The 16,744-nt window shown below is 41.3% G+C and carries 12 protein-coding genes; 5 read left to right on the top strand and 7 right to left on the bottom strand.

The genetic code is table 11. The features are described 5' to 3' along the window. Window positions 1-48: 48 nt before the first annotated feature. The 3 genes from AWW72_RS03640 to AWW72_RS03630 all read left to right on the top strand — a co-directional run bounded on the left by AWW72_RS03640 (window position 49) and on the right by AWW72_RS03630 (window position 2,347). Window positions 49-1,362: a DUF445 domain-containing protein gene (locus AWW72_RS03640; RefSeq protein ID WP_004652140.1), complete on the top strand. Its 1,314-nt coding sequence runs from the start codon at window positions 49-51 to the stop codon at window positions 1,360-1,362. 83 nt (window positions 1,363-1,445) lie between these two features. Beyond that, window positions 1,446-2,099 (top strand): adenylate kinase, encoded by a 654-nt coding sequence (gene adk, locus AWW72_RS03635; protein ID WP_004770217.1) that lies wholly within the window; start codon window positions 1,446-1,448, stop codon window positions 2,097-2,099. A gap of 62 nt (window positions 2,100-2,161) precedes the next feature. Continuing rightward, a complete protein-coding gene (locus AWW72_RS03630; RefSeq protein ID WP_062846477.1) occupies window positions 2,162-2,347 on the top strand; it encodes a hypothetical protein in 186 nt (61 codons plus the stop codon). On the opposite strand, the gene nth is transcribed toward AWW72_RS03630, so the two are convergent. Both nth and AWW72_RS03620 read right to left on the bottom strand, forming a co-directional pair. Further along, on the bottom strand, window positions 2,344-3,030 hold the full coding sequence (gene nth, locus AWW72_RS03625; RefSeq protein ID WP_062846476.1) for an endonuclease III: 687 nt from the start codon (window positions 3,028-3,030) through the stop codon (window positions 2,344-2,346). The two genes, AWW72_RS03630 and nth, sit on opposite strands and share 4 nt — an antisense overlap. After that, window positions 3,031-3,828 carry an RnfABCDGE type electron transport complex subunit B gene (locus tag AWW72_RS03620; protein ID WP_062846475.1) on the bottom strand — a complete coding sequence of 266 codons (798 nt, stop codon included), beginning with the start codon at window positions 3,826-3,828 and terminating at the stop codon, window positions 3,031-3,033. It abuts the gene before it with no gap. A gap of 385 nt (window positions 3,829-4,213) precedes the next feature. On the opposite strand from AWW72_RS03620, the gene gdhA reads away from it, so the two are divergent. Continuing rightward, on the top strand, window positions 4,214-5,560 hold the full coding sequence (gdhA, locus tag AWW72_RS03615) for an NADP-specific glutamate dehydrogenase (protein WP_005258927.1): 1,347 nt from the start codon (window positions 4,214-4,216) through the stop codon (window positions 5,558-5,560). Between the two features lie 81 nt (window positions 5,561-5,641). Here gdhA and AWW72_RS03610 read toward each other — a convergent pair whose 3' ends face one another. The 5 genes from AWW72_RS03610 to AWW72_RS03590 form a co-directional block, all read right to left on the bottom strand. Further along, window positions 5,642-6,748, bottom strand: a complete 1,107-nt coding sequence (locus AWW72_RS03610) for an META and DUF4377 domain-containing protein (RefSeq protein ID WP_004770211.1) — start codon at window positions 6,746-6,748, stop codon at window positions 5,642-5,644. Window positions 6,749-6,938: 190 nt separating this feature from the next. Then, entirely contained in the window at window positions 6,939-7,712 is a 774-nt protein-coding gene (locus AWW72_RS03605; protein ID WP_062846473.1) for a DODA-type extradiol aromatic ring-opening family dioxygenase, read from the bottom strand. A gap of 101 nt (window positions 7,713-7,813) precedes the next feature. Next, a complete protein-coding gene (gene rlmH / locus AWW72_RS03600; protein WP_047426916.1) occupies window positions 7,814-8,293 on the bottom strand; it encodes a 23S rRNA (pseudouridine(1915)-N(3))-methyltransferase RlmH in 480 nt (159 codons plus the stop codon). A gap of 321 nt (window positions 8,294-8,614) precedes the next feature. After that, window positions 8,615-11,044: an endopeptidase La gene (gene lon / locus AWW72_RS03595; protein ID WP_004770206.1), complete on the bottom strand. Its 2,430-nt coding sequence runs from the start codon at window positions 11,042-11,044 to the stop codon at window positions 8,615-8,617. A gap of 143 nt (window positions 11,045-11,187) precedes the next feature. Further along, window positions 11,188-11,775, bottom strand: coding sequence for a 5-formyltetrahydrofolate cyclo-ligase (locus AWW72_RS03590; protein WP_062846472.1), 588 nt, complete (start codon window positions 11,773-11,775; stop codon window positions 11,188-11,190). Between the two features lie 480 nt (window positions 11,776-12,255). Here AWW72_RS03590 and ata point away from each other — a divergent pair. Further along, the coding region (gene ata / locus AWW72_RS03585; RefSeq protein ID WP_062846471.1) for a trimeric autotransporter adhesin Ata at window positions 12,256-16,744 on the top strand (4,489 nt) is incomplete at its 3' end.

Genomic DNA, 16,744 nt, shown 5'->3' with positions numbered 1-16,744 from the left:
TTTATTCTTTTATAAGCCATCATGTATCAATAATTCTGAGAGTCATGCATGTTTGATTACGTCAATGAATTGTGGCAGATTTTCTTAAATCGACCTGACCATCTGGCAGTCTTAAGTATCATTCCAGTGACCGCCTTTGTAACTTGGGCGCACGTGTGGATGGCACTGAAAATGGTATTTTACCCAATTAATTTCTGGGGATTCCATTTAGGCCCATTACCTGTAGGTTGGCAAGGGATCGTGCCGCGTAAAGCTGGACGTATTTCAGGCATCATTACCGATAATACTTTATCTAAGTTGGGATCATTGCGAGAGTTTCTGGAAGCAATGGATCCTGAAGATATGGCCATGATTATTGGTGAACAAGTTGGTTTTGAGCTTGAACACCTGATTGATGAGGTCATGATCGACCGAAATGCTGTGCTCTGGGAAAACCTGCCTTATTCAATTAAACGCCGTATCTATGCACAAGCGCATAAACAATTACCCAATACCTTAAGGGAACTTGTGACTGAGCTGACCATGAACGTGGAGTCACTGGTCGATATGCGTGAAATGGTGGTGAGCCAGATGGAAGGTGATCGCCGTTTAATGGTGCGCATGTTCCTGAAAGTAGGGCAGAAAGAGATCAACTTTATTTGGCATATCAGTGCGTTAATTGGTATGTTCTTTGGTATTTTCCAGATGATTGTCTGGTTTGTGGTGCCGTGGCACTGGACCGTTCCATTCTGGGCTGCAATCTGGGGCTTTTTGACCAACTGGATTGCGATCTGGATGGTCTTCAATCCGATTGAACCGCACTATATTCGCTATCCACAGATCTTCCGCTTGACCAAAGACCGTAAATTCCCGTGGATTGTACCTGTCTTAAAGATTGGAACCTACAATGTGCAAGGTGCATTTATGAAGCGTCAGGAAGAGGTTTCGGATGTATTTGCCAGTGTGGTTACGGAAGATTTAATTACTTTAAAATCGATCATGACTGAAATGATGTATGGTAGCAAAAAAGACAAAACACGCCGTATTGTCAAGCGCCATATCAATGAAATCATGGAAACCCCATTAGTCAGAACGTCATTGCAGCTTTCATTAGGTCCAAGAGAGTATGCTAGACTCAAGACTGACTTGATTGATCGCTCAATTGAAATTACCATGGGACCAGTATGTGACCCAGCTCTGAATGCAAGTCGTGCGCAGAAGATCTTTCAAATGTTTAGAGACCGCATCCGTGAACTAACACCGAAAGAGTTCCAGAATTTATTGCGTCCTGCTTTTCAGGAAGATGAGTGGATTTTAATTGTACTAGGTGGAGTGACTGGTTTCTTTGCTGGTTTAATTCACTTATTTGTTGCTTTCTTATAATTAATTTGATGTTGGTTGAGCGATAACTCTGTATGATATTGCTCAATTTAAGATTTATTGTTTTTAAATGAGGATGTTCTTTTATGCGCATTATTTTACTCGGACCACCTGGGGCAGGCAAAGGTACTCAAGCTCAGTTGATCTGTAAGCGCTACAATATCCCACAAATTTCAACCGGTGATATGCTCCGTGCTGCAATTCGTGAAGGTACTGAACTTGGCTTAAAAGCAAAAAGTGTCATGGAATCAGGCGGTTTAGTTTCTGATGAACTGATCATTGGTTTGGTGAAAGAACGTATTGCTCAGCCTGATTGTGAAAATGGTTGTATCTTTGACGGTTTCCCACGCACAATCCCACAAGCTGAAGCATTAGAATCAGCTGGCATCAGTATTGATCATGTGATCGAAATTGATGTACCAGATGAAGAGATTGTTCAACGTCTTTCTGGTCGTCGTCAGCATCCAGCATCTGGCCGTGTTTATCACACGGTTTACAATCCACCAAAAGTGGAAGGTAAAGATGACGAAACAGGCGAAGACCTTGTACAACGTCCAGATGACCAAGAAGAAACGATTCGTAAGCGTCTTGGTTCTTACCACAGCGAAACTGAGCAATTGGTTGGCTTCTATCAAGGTCGTGCTGCTTCTGGTGAAAATGCACCGACTTACGATAAGCTGAATGGTTTACGTCCGATCGAAAACGTTCAAGCCGATTTATTTGCAATTTTAGACAAATAATCTGAATTGCAGATGATAAAAGAGCTCTGAATATAGGGCTCTTTTTATTTTGGAGAAGGGCTATGCTACTAAAAGTTGTTCTGATTTTAGTTGTGATTTTCAGCTTGGTTTTGCTGTTGTTTTTAGTATATCAAAGCCAAAAAATGTTACGTCATGTGCAAAAACAGCAGGCTTTGGAAAATAAACTGAACGGTAAAACACGTCAGCTACATCCAAAACTACAACAGCATAAAAAACCTCAGGATTAACTGAGGTTTTTTATTGTAATGGCTTTATTCGCGCCAAATTCAAAGCGGTCTGGCCAGTTACAGACATCAGCAACCACACACTCACCACACTTCGGTTTACGCGCAATACAGCAATAACGACCATGCAAGATCAGCCAGTGGTGCGCATCAATAATAAACTCTTTCGGAATCACTTTAACCAAGCGGTCTTCAACCTCAAGCACATTTTTACCCACCGCCAGACCAGTACGATTACCCACACGGAAAATATGGGTATCGACCGCCATGGTCGGCTGACCAAATGCCGTATTCAGTACCACATTCGCTGTTTTACGGCCTACACCAGGTAAAGCTTCCAGTTCTTTACGTGTTTCTGGAATATTGCCTTGATACTGCTCCACAAGAATACGGCAGGTTTTAATCACATTCTCGGCTTTAGAGTTATATAGGCCAATAGTCTTGATATATTCTTTTAAGCCATCCACCCCAAGATTTAAAATAGCCTGAGCGGTATTGGCAACAGGATAGAGTTTATCCGTGGCTTTATTCACGCTGACATCGGTTGCCTGAGCCGAAAGCAGAACGGCAATAAGCAATTCAAAAGGCGAAGAATAGTTCAGCTCAGTTTGTGGATGAGGCCGCTGCTCACGTAAACGTTCGAAAAAAGTCTGAATCTGCTTTTTGGTCATATTTTTAACGGGCATTTAGATGTCCTGCAATTCATTTAAACGTTGTTGTAAAGCCAGTAACTGTGCTTGTTTCTGCTCATCTACACGTACACTCAACTGTTTTTCCAGTTTCTTGATTTGTGTGCGTAGTTTGGCAAGTTCAATCGTGGTTTTAGCATCCAGTGTTGGCGTTTCTTTGGGTTTATCCACGAGCGTAATCACAGGAACATTGTTGAGTGCCTGAGAAAACTGGGCAAAGAATTCCACATCAATTTCTGCACGGACAATGGGTCCTTTACGGCTTAAACGACGTTTCTCTTCACGTTGAATATGCGCATAGTAGCGATGCCTTAAATCATCCTGTTCAACACTGCGTTGTTCTATAGTTGGCAAGGGTTTGGTATCTGCCACCAGATCAATGCAATCGACTGGACAAGGTGGAATACATAATTCACAGCCTGTACACAGATCGGTCAAAATGCTGTGCATCAACTTACCACTGCCGATGATCGCATCTACTGGGCAGGCACTAATACACTTGGTACAGCCAATACACTCATCTTCCCGAATAATCGCTTTTATGCGCTGTGGGCGACCATCCTCCTGAATTTCCCAGACACTTGGCTCGGCGGGTAGAGACGGGCGTTGTAACAGTGCTGCCAATGCATCAGCAACGGGCTGGCCACCTGGCACACATTTATTTGCCTCTTCACCTTCTGCAATCGATTTTGCATAAGGTAAGCATCCATCACGATGACCGCATAAACCACATTGTGTTTGTGGTAATAGCTGATCTATTTGGACAATAAGAGAATGTTGTGCAGATGGTGACATGGGGAGGATGAAGCAAAAAACAGGGAGCTTAGTATAGCAAATAATGACTTATGACGGCGTAGCAAGGTTGGAAAATTATACAGATAGTGTTTTGGATTTTGCTTAAAAATAGTGCGAACACTGGTGTTTTCTAGTGCGATTTGTTGATGCTTGGCTTTGACCGAATAGGAAAGTGAGCAGAATATGGCATTAATTTTTAGACAATATCGGCAATATTTATTATAAAAATAATGAACATTTATTTAATTAAGTTTTTGATTTTTAATTATATATAAATTGGCCTAAAAAATAATAGTGTGATGGAATAGTAATCTGTATTAAATATATGCGATATTCTATTTTGGTGCATTTTCCGCACCAAGATAAATCACTGACTTGGGGATGAATATTGAAATACAATAGCTTAAATGACTTTCTCGATTACGTTAAAGCTAGAGATCCTAATCAACCTGAATTTTTACAAGCTGTCGAAGAAGTCATGACAAGTTTGTGGCCGTTCATTGAGAAAAATCCTAAGTATGCTCAATACGGTCTTTTGGAACGACTGGTTGAACCTGAGCGTGCGATCCAGTTCCGTGTTTCATGGATGGATGATCAAGGTCAAACTCATGTAAATCGTGCCTTCCGTGTGCAATACAACTCAGCGATTGGACCTTATAAAGGGGGAATGCGTTTTCACCCTTCAGTGAATCTATCGATTTTAAAGTTTTTAGGCTTTGAACAAACCTTTAAAAATGCCTTAACGACGTTACCCATGGGCGGTGGTAAAGGTGGTTCTGATTTCGATCCGAAAGGTAAATCAGATGCAGAAATTATGCGTTTTTGCCAGGCATTGATGCTGGAGCTTTATCGTCATCTTGGTTCGAATACGGATATTCCTGCGGGGGATATTGGGGTTGGTGGTCGTGAAGTTGGCTATATGACCGGTATGATGAAGAAGCTCAGCAATGACACTTCATGTGTTTTTACTGGTAAAGGAATTTCATTCGGTGGTTCATTGGCTCGTCCAGAAGCGACGGGTTATGGAACGGTTTATTTTGCAGAAGAAATGTTGAAAACCCGTGGTCAAAGCTTTGCAGGTAAAACGGTTTCGATCTCAGGTTCTGGTAATGTCGCTCAATATGCAGCAGAAAAAGCCATGTTCTTGGGCGCAAAAGTTGTGACCTTGTCGGATTCAAACGGAACAGTCTATTTAAAAAATGGTTTCAGCAAAGCACTACTTGATGAAGTGATGGAACTGAAAAACGAAAAACGTGGCCGTATTTCCGAATTTGCTTCAAAACATGGTTTCGAATATTTCGAGGGTCAAACACCTTGGCATATTCCTGCGGATATTGCTTTGCCGTGTGCAACACAAAATGAGTTAAAAGCGGAAGATGCGGCAACTTTACTGGCAAATGGTGTGATTTGCGTGGCAGAAGGGGCCAACATGCCATCAACGCTTGAGGCTGTTGAAAAGTTTGTTGAAGCGAAGATTTTATATGCACCAGGTAAAGCTTCAAATGCAGGTGGCGTTGCAACCTCTGGTCTAGAAATGTCTCAAAATGCGAATCGTCTAGGTTGGTCTTTTGAACAGGTGGACGAGCGTTTACATGCAATCATGAAAGAGATTCATCGTAACTGTGTTAAATACGGTACGCAGGAAGATGGTTCAATTAACTATGTTGATGGTGCCAATATTGCTGGCTTTGTAAAAGTTGCTGATGCAATTTTAGCACAAGGTATTTATTAAGAATTTCCCTTTCATCAAACGGGACTTTTCATAAAAAAATCCGATGTTAAGACATCGGATTTTTTTATTTACAGGTATAAATTATGGTTTTTTAACAATCTCTTGTTCAACAACCATATCTAATACGTCTGCAATGCTTGATTGATCAGCAGCTGGGTTTTGAACGTCAAAACGTTTCACACGTACAATTACGCGTTGTTGTGGATTGTGCTCAAAACCTTCGATTTGACCGTAGTAAAGCGACCAGTTTTTGTCAGCGTAAGTTTTTAAACCTTTGTCATCATATTTAACTTCACGAACTTGCATACAAGTTTGTGGAGCAACGCCTGTGCAAGATTTAGTTTCTGGCGAAATTTCCAAGAAAACAGTTTTACCTTCAGACTGGTATTTTGCTTCAGGTGTCATTTTACCAACAAATGTATATTTTTGGCCTTTTGCATCAGCGATAACCAAAGTCGGTTGCTCTGGATTCGTTGCATTTACTTCAAAAGCGATTTTACGTTTTTGTAAAAGATCACCTGCAAACTGCTCTTGTTTCATCAATGCAGGTTCACAAGCCATCAATGTTGAAGCCAAGTCACCTGTAACGATCGCACCGTTTTCAATTTTCCAAGAAGTATTTTGACGGTTACAGCCCGTATCTACAGATAAACGGTCATTTGCCAAGAAACTTAATACGATTGGACGTTTTGTGTCAGCAGGTTGATATGACCATGTATAGTTAGTCAATACATTGTTATTTGTCACTTTAGCACCTGTGAATACGTGTTTTTGACCTTTGCCATCAGTAACAGTCAAGATTGCCTGACCATTTACAGTGCTGATCTCAAATGGTACTTTTTTCTCGCTGAAAATATCAGAAGATAAACGTTCTTGTTGCATTAAATCATCTGCACAAGCCATCATGGTTGATACAAGTGGAGAGGTTACAATGGTATTGCCTTCAACTTTCCAAGTACCGCCTTGGTTGTTACAACCCGTTTGGATTGAAAGTTTCTGGTCTGCACTAAATGCTAAAACCAAAGGTTTAGATGCTTTTGAACCTTGGTAAGTCCAGTTGTATTCAGCCAAATTTTTTGCAGCAGTTGTATTAATTTGTGAAATTACGTTGTCAGTCACGTTTTGTACTGTTTGACACGCCATTAAAGAAAGTGGAAGTAATGCAAGAACTAAATATTTAATTTTCATATTCAAAACAACGGGAAATAAATAACAGCAATAAGCTTAAAGTATTCTTAAAAAAAGAGCATGTAATCCGTTTAGGCATTAAGTTCGTTAAATGTTTCTATTTGTAAATTTTAAAAAATATAATGGATTTATAGGCTTGCTAATATTATACGCAAGCCTATTTTGTTTTTTATGTGATGTAGTTTGATATTTAATCGAATCGGTAAATATCCATTCCCAATGATCCCATTGAAAAGCTGCTATGGACAACGTTGAAGCGATTACCTGTGCCCATGGCAAAGAAAAGTGGCGCAAAATGCTCAAGAGAAGGGTGGTTTCTTTGAACATAAGGGAGGGATGGCCAGTCGAGCACAGCATCATAATCCTGATGTGTGAGTTTGTTGACAACCGAATTACGGAAAGTACTTGCCCAAACGGGTACATCGGCATCAGCTTGCCACGAAAGCTCGGCAAGGTTGTGGGTAATACTGCCTGAACCGATCAGCAAAATCTGTTGTTCGCGTAAAGGTGAAAGTACTTGTCCGATTTTATAAATATCATCGGCATTCATATGGATGGGTAACGAGATTTCGATCACAGGAATATCTGCGTCTGGATACATGTGTAATAACGGCATCCAGACCCCATGATCACGCGGACGTGTACTATTGGCATGTGCAGCTAAACCAGCCTCCGCAAATCGCTTCAGTATTTCTTCGGCCAACTGAGGTGCGCCCGCAGCAGGGTAGCGAATCTCATAAAGTGCTGGTGGAAAACCACGGAAGTCATGCCAGGTTTCTGGTCGAGTCGATGTGCTGACTTCCAGCGCCTGACTTTCCCAATGTGCAGACATGACAATAATGGCTTCTGGTTTAGGCAGATTGCTACCCAAACGATGCAGTGCTGGGCCAACCTGTTCTGGGTCAAGTGCAAGCATAGGTGAACCATGAGAGATAAATAGTCCGGGTAAGGTCTGAGCGTTCATGTGTGTGCACCTAGTGAAAATGACATGGTTATCGTGACAAAAAAGTGATGACAGTGACAGCCATTAAACTTCAACATATTGTTCTAAAATCAGAACAGTATTTAAGCCCGATGATAAGGATGATTATGGTTAATACTCATGGCACGATATAATTGCTCAATGAGTAAGATACGAACCATCGGGTGGGGCATCGTCAATTTAGACAGTGACCAATGCCAAGCTGCTGCTTTACGAACCGCATCTGAATGTCCATCTGGTCCACCAATGGCAAGCGCAATATCGTTGCCTTCAAGCATCCATTGCTTCATGGTATCTGCCAGTTTTTCAGTACTGAGTTCGCGTCCACCGACCTCTAAAGCAATCAAGGTTTCATTTGGCTTGAGCGCATTTAGAATACTTTCACCTTCGATTTGGCAATATTTCAAAATATCAGCTTCAGAATCATTTTTGCCACGCTTTGCCATCGGAAGTTCAATGACCTGCGTTTGTACAAAAGGCTGAATGCGTTTGAAATAGTCTTCAAATCCAGTGAGTACCCATGCTGGCATTTTTTGACCAATGGTAAGAATGCGAATTTTCATAACTAAGGCTTATTTGGCAAATTCTACACATTATAAAGGCTGCCGACCTGCATAGGGCAAAACATGGGATTTATCTTGTCATAAAAAATACAAAAGCTTATTTTAGATCACCCATAAAAAACGCAGCTCAAAATGAGTATGAGCTGCGATCAAAGAGCCATCCGTCTGGAGTTCAGATGGCACTAAAATGAGTTCATTGAGCCAAATTTGATCTTTGTTTTATCGACTCTATTTTATTATGCAAGATATTGGTTGTTTTTCAACCATAATGTGTAACAAAAAAAGAGAGCCAAAGCTCTCTTTTTTATTGCAACTCACAGTTTAGTGACGGGCTGCCTTTGCATCTTCCACCGGTTTCACAATCGGTGTTTTTGGTAAAGGCTTTGGTGTATCCGTTAACGCTAAAGGTAAGATTTCATCAATGCTTTTCACAGCTTTGATTTCTAAACCTTCTTTCACGTTGTCTGGAATCTCAGCCAAGTCGCGAACGTTATCTTGTGGAATGAAGACCAGTTTGATTCCACCACGGTGTGCTGCAAGAAGTTTTTCTTTCAGACCACCAATACGCATTGCGCGACCACCAAGACTGGTTTCACCTGTCATAGCGATATCTGGACGAATCGGAATACCTGTGAATGCCGATACAAGGGCAGTCGTAAGGGCTAAACCAGCAGATGGACCATCTTTTGGCGTTGCGCCTTCAGGTAAGTGAACGTGAACATCGGTTTCTTCGAAACGAGATGATTCAATTCCCAATTCATCAGCGCGGGTACGTACAACTGTCATTGCTGCGGTAATCGACTCTTTCATAACATCACCGAGCGAACCGGTCGTAATGAATTTACCTTTACCTTTAACAGCCGCAACTTCGATTGTCAGCAATTCGCCACCGACAGACGTCCAAGCCAAACCATTTACACGTCCGACTTGTGCTTCATCTTCTGCGATACCAAAGTCAAACTTATGTGGACCTAAGTATTCAGGAAGGTTTGCAGAAGTCACGTCGATCTGTAAGTTTTTCGACTTTTTGCTTACCGCTTCTTTCACCACTTTACGGGCAATTTTAGAAACTTCACGCTCTAAACTACGAACACCCGCTTCACGTGTATAACGTTGAACGATGTCACGAATTGCTTCTTCATGAACAGTCAATTCTTTGGTACGTAAACCATTGTTCTTGATTGCTTTCGGAACAAGGTAGCGTTCAGCAATATTGACTTTTTCATCTTCGGTATAACCCGGTAGACGAATCACTTCCATACGGTCCAGTAGGGCCTCAGGAATATTCATGCTGTTTGCAGTACAGATGAACATCACTTCAGAAAGGTCAAGATCAAGATCTAAATAATGGTCGTTGAACTTACTGTTTTGTGATGGATCTAATACTTCAAGCAATGCTGATGCAGGATCACCACGATAATCTTGTGCCATCTTGTCAATTTCGTCGAGTAAGAACAATGGGTTCTTCACACCAACTTTTGTCAACGATTGCACGATCTTACCTGGCATCGCACCGATATAGGTACGACGGTGACCACGAATTTCAGCTTCATCACGTACACCACCCAGTGCCATACGGACAAACTCACGGCCTGTTGCTTTTGCTACAGATTCACCAAGCGATGTTTTACCTACACCTGGAGGACCAACCAAACATAAGATCGGGCCTTTGAGTTTTTTCACGCGAGACTGAACTGCCAGATATTCCACAATACGATCTTTAACGTCATCTAGGCCGTAGTGATCTGTATCGAGAATTTCCTGAGCTTTATTCAAGTTAATGCTAACTTTGCTGGCTTTGTTCCATGGCGTATCTAAAATCACTTCCAGATAGTTGCGAACAACAGCGGCTTCACTTGAAGCAGGTTGCATTGCCTTGAGTTTACGAAACTCAGCTTCAGCTTTTTTGCGTACGTGTTCAGGTAAATCTGCTTCAGCTAGACGTTTTTCAATTTCTGCAACGTCATCTTCAGCCCCGCCATTCATATCGGAAAGTTCGCGTTGAATTACTTTCATTTTTTCATTTAGAAAGTATTCACGTTGGTTCTTTTCCATCTGACGTTTTACACTGTCGTGCAGCGTTTGTTCAATTTGCTGTTCAGCAGATTGATTCATCAAATAATTCATCAACTCTTGCAAATGAGCTTCAAATTCATCGTGCTCTAAAAATTTTTGCTTTACTTCAATATTTAAAGGCACACGAGTTGCAACGAAGAACATTAATTGCAATAAGTCTTCAATTTTATTTGCTGCTGCGACGAGTTCACGCGCATTACGTAATTTTGCTTCTGCATATTGAGCAAAAAGGGTACGTAATTCATTTAAGCGAGTTTCTTGGGTCTCTTCATCCAAAGACAATGTCATTGGGCTTAAATGATGTTCAGCTGTTAAGTATTCCTCTCCGTCAATAATGCGTTCTAGCTTAGAACGATGTAGACCTTCAATCAGTACTTTAATGCAGTTTTCATCATTCTCATGATTAACGACTTGTACGATTTTAGCCACGGTTCCATATTGATAGAGATTGTCGTGATCAATTTCTTCTGTAAGCGAATCTTTTTGCGCAACTACAAATACTAAATTGTCACTGTTACGAGCCACATCCACTGCATTGATCGATTTTTCACGACCCACAAATAGCGCAATTTGCATGTGTGGATACACCACAACATCACGTAACGCTAATAGTGGTAATACACTTGGAACCTGTGGCTCTAAGCTTGTTTCATTATTTAAAATATATTCAGACATGGGCACTCCTAATGAGTGACAACGGTGTTGCCATGTTTTTATAGTGATGTGCATTTTAAAAATTACAAGGGTTTTTACTTAGAAAATATAAAAAAAAGACTAAATTACTCAAGATTTAAGGCTGTGATAACAAAAAGAGCAAGTTAGCGTTTGAAATAATAGAGTTTTTTAGGCGTGAGTAATCCATCGAGCGGCTGATCCCATTTTTGTCTTAATAAAGGTTGTTCTACATATTGAAAGTCATGAGCCAGACCAAGGCGGTAGGGTCGCCGTTGAGCGCTTGCCAATGTCCGGTCATAGAAACCGCCTCCCATGCCAATACGTGTGCCTGAGGAATCACATGCCAGCAACGGCATAATCAGCAGATCGAGATGTGAAACATGTTGACCGTGGTTTGCCATGGGTTCTTTCATACCTAAAGGGTGGTGTGAAAAACGTTGATTAAAATACTGTTTGGAATCAATTCTTATCCAGACCAGTCGCTGATTCATATTACAGATCATGGGTAAGTAAACCTGTTTTCCTTGTTGAAAACAGAGCCTTAGAATTTTTCGTGTATGAATTTCGCCAAAGGCATGTAAATACAGCCCAATTTTTCTTGAAGTTTTAAAGGGAACGGATGTTCTGAGCTGGATCAAAACTTGTTGTTCAGCTTGCTTTTGTTCATAAGAAGAGAGTTGTCTTCTTTTAAAGCGTAGCTGTTTTCTTAATAATTTTAAATCTTGGCCCATAAGGTTGGAGAAATGTTTTTGATAAAAGAATCATACTCGATTTAGCAAACAATATCTAAAACCCAAGGTTTTGTGATTGATAAGTAAAAATTTATAGTGGTGTGGTTATTTTTATTCCAGCTAATAAGTGTTTTTTTGATTACTTATTCCAATAATTAATGACAATTTTAGGTATTGAATATTAAATTTTATTGTTTTATGGAGTTTTTGCTCTACTTTTCACTTTATTTGTAAAAAGAAACAAAACAAAAACAAAAACAAACATAAAATTATTTTTTAAATTAAATCATGAATTTATTTCACATGATTTTTTATGAATGTGAGAATTAAGTCTCACATTTGATAAAAAAGTGTTCATTAGATCTTTACCAATTTACTCGGGTTTATTAGCATCCGCGGCTCTTTTTTAGCGCTGACACTAAAAATGCTCATTTGCATTTTTAGACCATCAATAACTGTAGTAAACGTCTGAGAATTTTTATGAACAAAGTATATAAAGTGGTTTGGAATGCATCTATTGGAGCATGGGTTGCAACCTCTGAACTAGCAAAAAGTAAAACCAAGACTAAATCTAAAATTTCAAATTTAACCGCCGCTGTTTTGGTCGGGGCAATTAGTTTTTCTCCTGCTGCGTTTGCGGCAAAGAATATAGGTGGAGGAGTTGGATCGGGCACCTCAATTTCAGGAACATGTTCTGAGGGTGAGGCAAGTACCTCTGGTACTCGAGATATCGCAATTGGTTGTGGTTCAAAAACGCAAGGTACTGGTATTTCTAATATCGCAAATCGTCAAAATCCTTACAATAATTCAACTGGCGCATTTGCTGGTGCAATGAAACAGGGCGGCGCGATCAGTCTCGGGACTGGTGCAGCCACTGAGGAAAACTTTGGAACTGCAATTGGTTCATATGCAACTACGAAAGGAATTGCAGCAGTTGCAATTGGTACAGCTGCGCTTTCAACGGGTAATACCTCTTTAGCAATTGGTCGCCAATCAGCAGCAACAGGTGATTATGCACAAGCACTTGGTAACGTTGCTGCCGCAACTGGAAAAGGCTCTTTAGCGATCGGACATTCTGCAACAGCAGAAGGCTACCGTTCTATCGCAATTGGTTCACCAGATATTGAAAATGCAGGTTCAGTTGCTGGTCAAGCGGGCGCAGAATACCAAAAAAATATGGCGACAAAGGCAACGGGTAAAGATTCGATTGCATTTGGTGGTGGGGCGGTTGCAACACAAGAAAACTCTTTGGCGATTGGTGCATTCTCAGCATCTACTGGTAAAAAATCAGTTGCGATTGGTACTGGCGCAAAAGCGAATAAAGATGAAGCCGTTGTAATTGGTGACCAAGCGGAAGCTGCTTTTGATGGTGGTGTTGCAATTGGTAAAGGTGCACGTTCAGAAGCTGAAAACAGTATTGCTTTAGGTAAAGATTCAATAGCGACTCAAGCAACGGGCGAAGGTTTCTTGACGAAACAAGCCGCGCCAACAGGAGTTTTGTCTGTTGGTGATGTGGGTGCAGAGCGTCGTATTCAAAATGTAGCAGATGGTGCGGTAGATTCTGACGCAGCGACTGTGGGCCAGTTAAAAGCAGCACGTACTCATTATGTCAGCGTAAATGATAATGGCGTACAAAGCGGTAACTACGAAAATGATGGTGCAAAAGCTCGTAACTCAATCGCTGTAGGGGTAGAAGCGGTTGCAACTGGTTATGATGCTGTTGTTGTCGGTTCGCATGCAAAAGGCGCAGGTGTTGGAGCAATTTCTGTCGGTAATGCAAGCGAGACAGTGGGTAGTGGTGATGTTGCGATTGGTCGTAACTCTTCAACTAAAGGCGCTGCTGGGATGACACCAGGTTATAGTAATCAGTCAATTGCAATTGGTGACCAGACGAAAGCAATTGGTGACCAGTCAATCGCGATTGGTGCGGATGTGATTGCACGTGGTAACTCATCTGTAGCGATTGGTGGTGATGATGTTGACAAAATTGCTCGTGATGTTGAATTAAGCCAAAAATACACTGAAATTACAGGTGGTAAATTACAGGCTGGTAAATATCCAACTACAGAAACTGGACATGGTTCAACAGCTGTCGGTGTTCAGGCTGTCGGTACAGGTGCTTTTGCATCTGCTTTTGGTATGACATCTAAAGCAACAGGTGATGCTTCATCTGCATTTGGTGTAATGTCGAATGCTGCAGGCAAAGGTGCATCAGCATTTGGTGCAGTTGCTCAAGCTACAGGTGATGGTGCATCGGCGATGGGTATTAACTCACTTGCATCTGGTACAAATTCAACGGCAATTGGTTCTGGTAACAAACCAGGCGAAGGTGCTACAGCAACTGGTAATGGTGCTGCGGCAATTGGTAGCGGTGCACAGGCAAAAGGTGATAGTGCTGCTGCAATTGGTAAAGGTGCTGAAGCAAGCAATGAAAATGCTGCTGCCGTTGGTGGTGGTGCTAAAGCAACAGGTAAAAACTCTGCTGCGATTGGTGGCGGTGCGATTGCCGATCAAGAAAATGCCGTTGCTGTTGGTCAAGGTGCCCAGTCTATGGTTGTCGGTGGTGTTGCATTAGGTGCACGCAGCCGAGTTGAGGCAGAAAATAGTGTTGCATTGGGTCAAGATGCCGTTGCGACAGAAACGACAGGAAGCTCATTCCTGACAAATCGTGATGCATCAATGTCAAATGGTGTAATCTCGGTTGGTTCTGCTGGTAAAGAGCGTCGTATTACCAATGTTGAAGATGGTTCTGCTGACTCTGATGCAGTGACTGTACGTCAGCTTAAAAATGTTGATTCTCGTGTAAATGAGAATACTCAAAACATTACCAATTTAGACCAGAAAATTGATAACACCAAAACTGATTTAGGTAATCAGATTACTGATACTAACAACAAGTTAGATGATGCTAAAAAAGACTTAGGTAATCAGATTACTGATACCAACAACAAGTTAGACGATGCGAAGAAAGATTTGGGTAACCAGATCACCAATACTAAAGATCAGTTAACCAATCAGATTACTGATACCAAGACTGAGTTAAACAACACGATCAACAACACCAAGACCGAGTTGGAAAACAAAGGCTTGAACTTTGCTGGTAATGCAGGTGCAGATGTTCATCGTAAGTTGGGTGATAAGTTAAACATCGTAGGTGGAGCTGACGCTGCAACAGCAGAAGACAAGACCAGCGGTGAGAATGTAATCACACGTACGACTGAAGATGGTATCAAGATTGAATTGTTGAAAGATGCGAAGTTCGACAGCATTACCACTGGCGACAGCGTACTAAACAACAATGGTTTAACCATTAAAGATGGTCCAAGCATCACTAAAGATGGCATCAACGCGGGTAATAAAACAATTACTAACGTTGCTGATGGCGTAAATGGTAAAGATGCAGTCAATGTTGACCAGTTAACCAATGTTAAAGATGGTTTAGACGGTAAGATCACAGATACCAACAACAAGTTAGACGATGCTAAGAAAGACTTGGGTAATCAGATTACTGATACCAACAACAAGTTAGATGATGCGAAGAAAGATTTGGGTAACCAGATCACCAATACTAAAGATCAGTTAACCAATCAGATTACTGATACCAAGACTGAGTTAAACAACACGATCACGAACACCAAGACCGAGTTGGAAAACAAAGGCTTGAACTTTGCTGGTAATGCCGGTGCAGACGTACATCGTAAGTTGGGTGACAAGTTAAACATCGTAGGTGGCGCTGATGCTGCAACAGCAGAAGACAAGACCAGCGGTGAGAACGTGATCACACGTACCACAGAAGATGGCATCAAGATTGAATTGTTGAAAGATGCGAAGTTCGACAGCATCACGACTGGCGACAGCGTATTAAACAACAACGGCTTAACTATTAAAGATGGTCCAAGCATCACTAAAGATGGCATCAACGCGGGTAATAAAACGATTACCAACGTTGCTGATGGCGTAAATGGTAAAGATGCAGTCAATGTTGACCAGTTAACCAATGTTAAAGATGGTTTAGACGGTAAGATCACAGATACCAACAACAAGTTAGACGATGCGAAGAAAGACTTGGGTAACCAGATTACTGATACCAACAACAAGTTAGATGACGCGAAGAAAGATTTGGGCAACCAGATCACCAATACTAAAGATCAGTTAACCAATCAGATTACTGATACCAAGACTGAGTTAAACAACACGATCAACAACACCAAGACCGAGTTGGAAAACAAAGGCTTGAACTTTGCTGGTAATGCCGGTGCAGATGTTCATCGTAAGTTGGGTGACAAGTTAAATATCATCGGTGGAGCTGACGCTGCAACAGCAGAAGACAAGACCAGCGGTGAGAACGTGATCACACGTACGACTGAAGATGGCATCAAGATTGAATTGTTGAAAGATGCGAAGTTCGACAGCATCACGACTGGCGACAGCGTATTAAACAACAATGGCTTAACCATCAAAGATGGCCCAAGCATTACTAAAGATGGCATCAATGCTGGTAATAAAGTCATTACTAATGTTGCTGATGGCGTAAATGGTAAAGATGCAGTCAATGTTGATCAGTTAACGAATGTTAAAGATGGTTTAGACGGCAAGATTACGGATACCAACAACAAGTTAGACGATGCGAAGAAAGACTTAGGTAACCAGATCACGGATACTAACAACAAGTTAAATGATACTAAAGATCAGTTAACTAATCAGATTACTGATACCAAGACTGAGTTAAACAACACGATCACGAATACCAAGACCGAGTTGGAAAACAAGGGCTTGAACTTTGCTGGTAATGCAGGTGCAGATGTTCATCGTAAGTTAGGTGACAAGTTAAATATCATCGGTGGAGCTGATGCTACAACAGCAGAAGACAAGACCAGCGGTGAGAATGTAATCACACGTACCACAGAAGATGGTATCAAGATTGAATTGTTGAAAGATGCGAAGTTCGACAGCATCACGACTGGCGACA

Origin of the sequence: Acinetobacter sp. NRRL B-65365 (genome assembly GCF_001605865.1) — a bacterium.
Taxonomy (GTDB): domain Bacteria; phylum Pseudomonadota; class Gammaproteobacteria; order Pseudomonadales; family Moraxellaceae; genus Acinetobacter; species Acinetobacter vivianii.
The sequence above is the reverse complement of the archived record's forward strand: the minus strand, read 5'-3'. Positions and strand labels throughout refer to the sequence as shown.

Coding starts and splice junctions, on each gene's coding strand:
- AWW72_RS03640 (WP_004652140.1), top strand. CDS start 49: ATGTTTGATTACGTCAATGAATTGTGGCAGATTTTCTTAAATCGACCT.
- adk (WP_004770217.1), top strand. CDS start 1,446: ATGCGCATTATTTTACTCGGACCACCTGGGGCAGGCAAAGGTACTCAA.
- AWW72_RS03630 (WP_062846477.1), top strand. CDS start 2,162: ATGCTACTAAAAGTTGTTCTGATTTTAGTTGTGATTTTCAGCTTGGTT.
- nth (WP_062846476.1), bottom strand. CDS start 3,030: ATGCCCGTTAAAAATATGACCAAAAAGCAGATTCAGACTTTTTTCGAA.
- AWW72_RS03620 (WP_062846475.1), bottom strand. CDS start 3,828: ATGTCACCATCTGCACAACATTCTCTTATTGTCCAAATAGATCAGCTA.
- AWW72_RS03610 (WP_004770211.1), bottom strand. CDS start 6,748: ATGAAAATTAAATATTTAGTTCTTGCATTACTTCCACTTTCTTTAATG.
- AWW72_RS03605 (WP_062846473.1), bottom strand. CDS start 7,712: ATGAACGCTCAGACCTTACCCGGACTATTTATCTCTCATGGTTCACCT.
- rlmH (WP_047426916.1), bottom strand. CDS start 8,293: ATGAAAATTCGCATTCTTACCATTGGTCAAAAAATGCCAGCATGGGTA.
- lon (WP_004770206.1), bottom strand. CDS start 11,044: ATGTCTGAATATATTTTAAATAATGAAACAAGCTTAGAGCCACAGGTT.
- AWW72_RS03590 (WP_062846472.1), bottom strand. CDS start 11,775: ATGGGCCAAGATTTAAAATTATTAAGAAAACAGCTACGCTTTAAAAGA.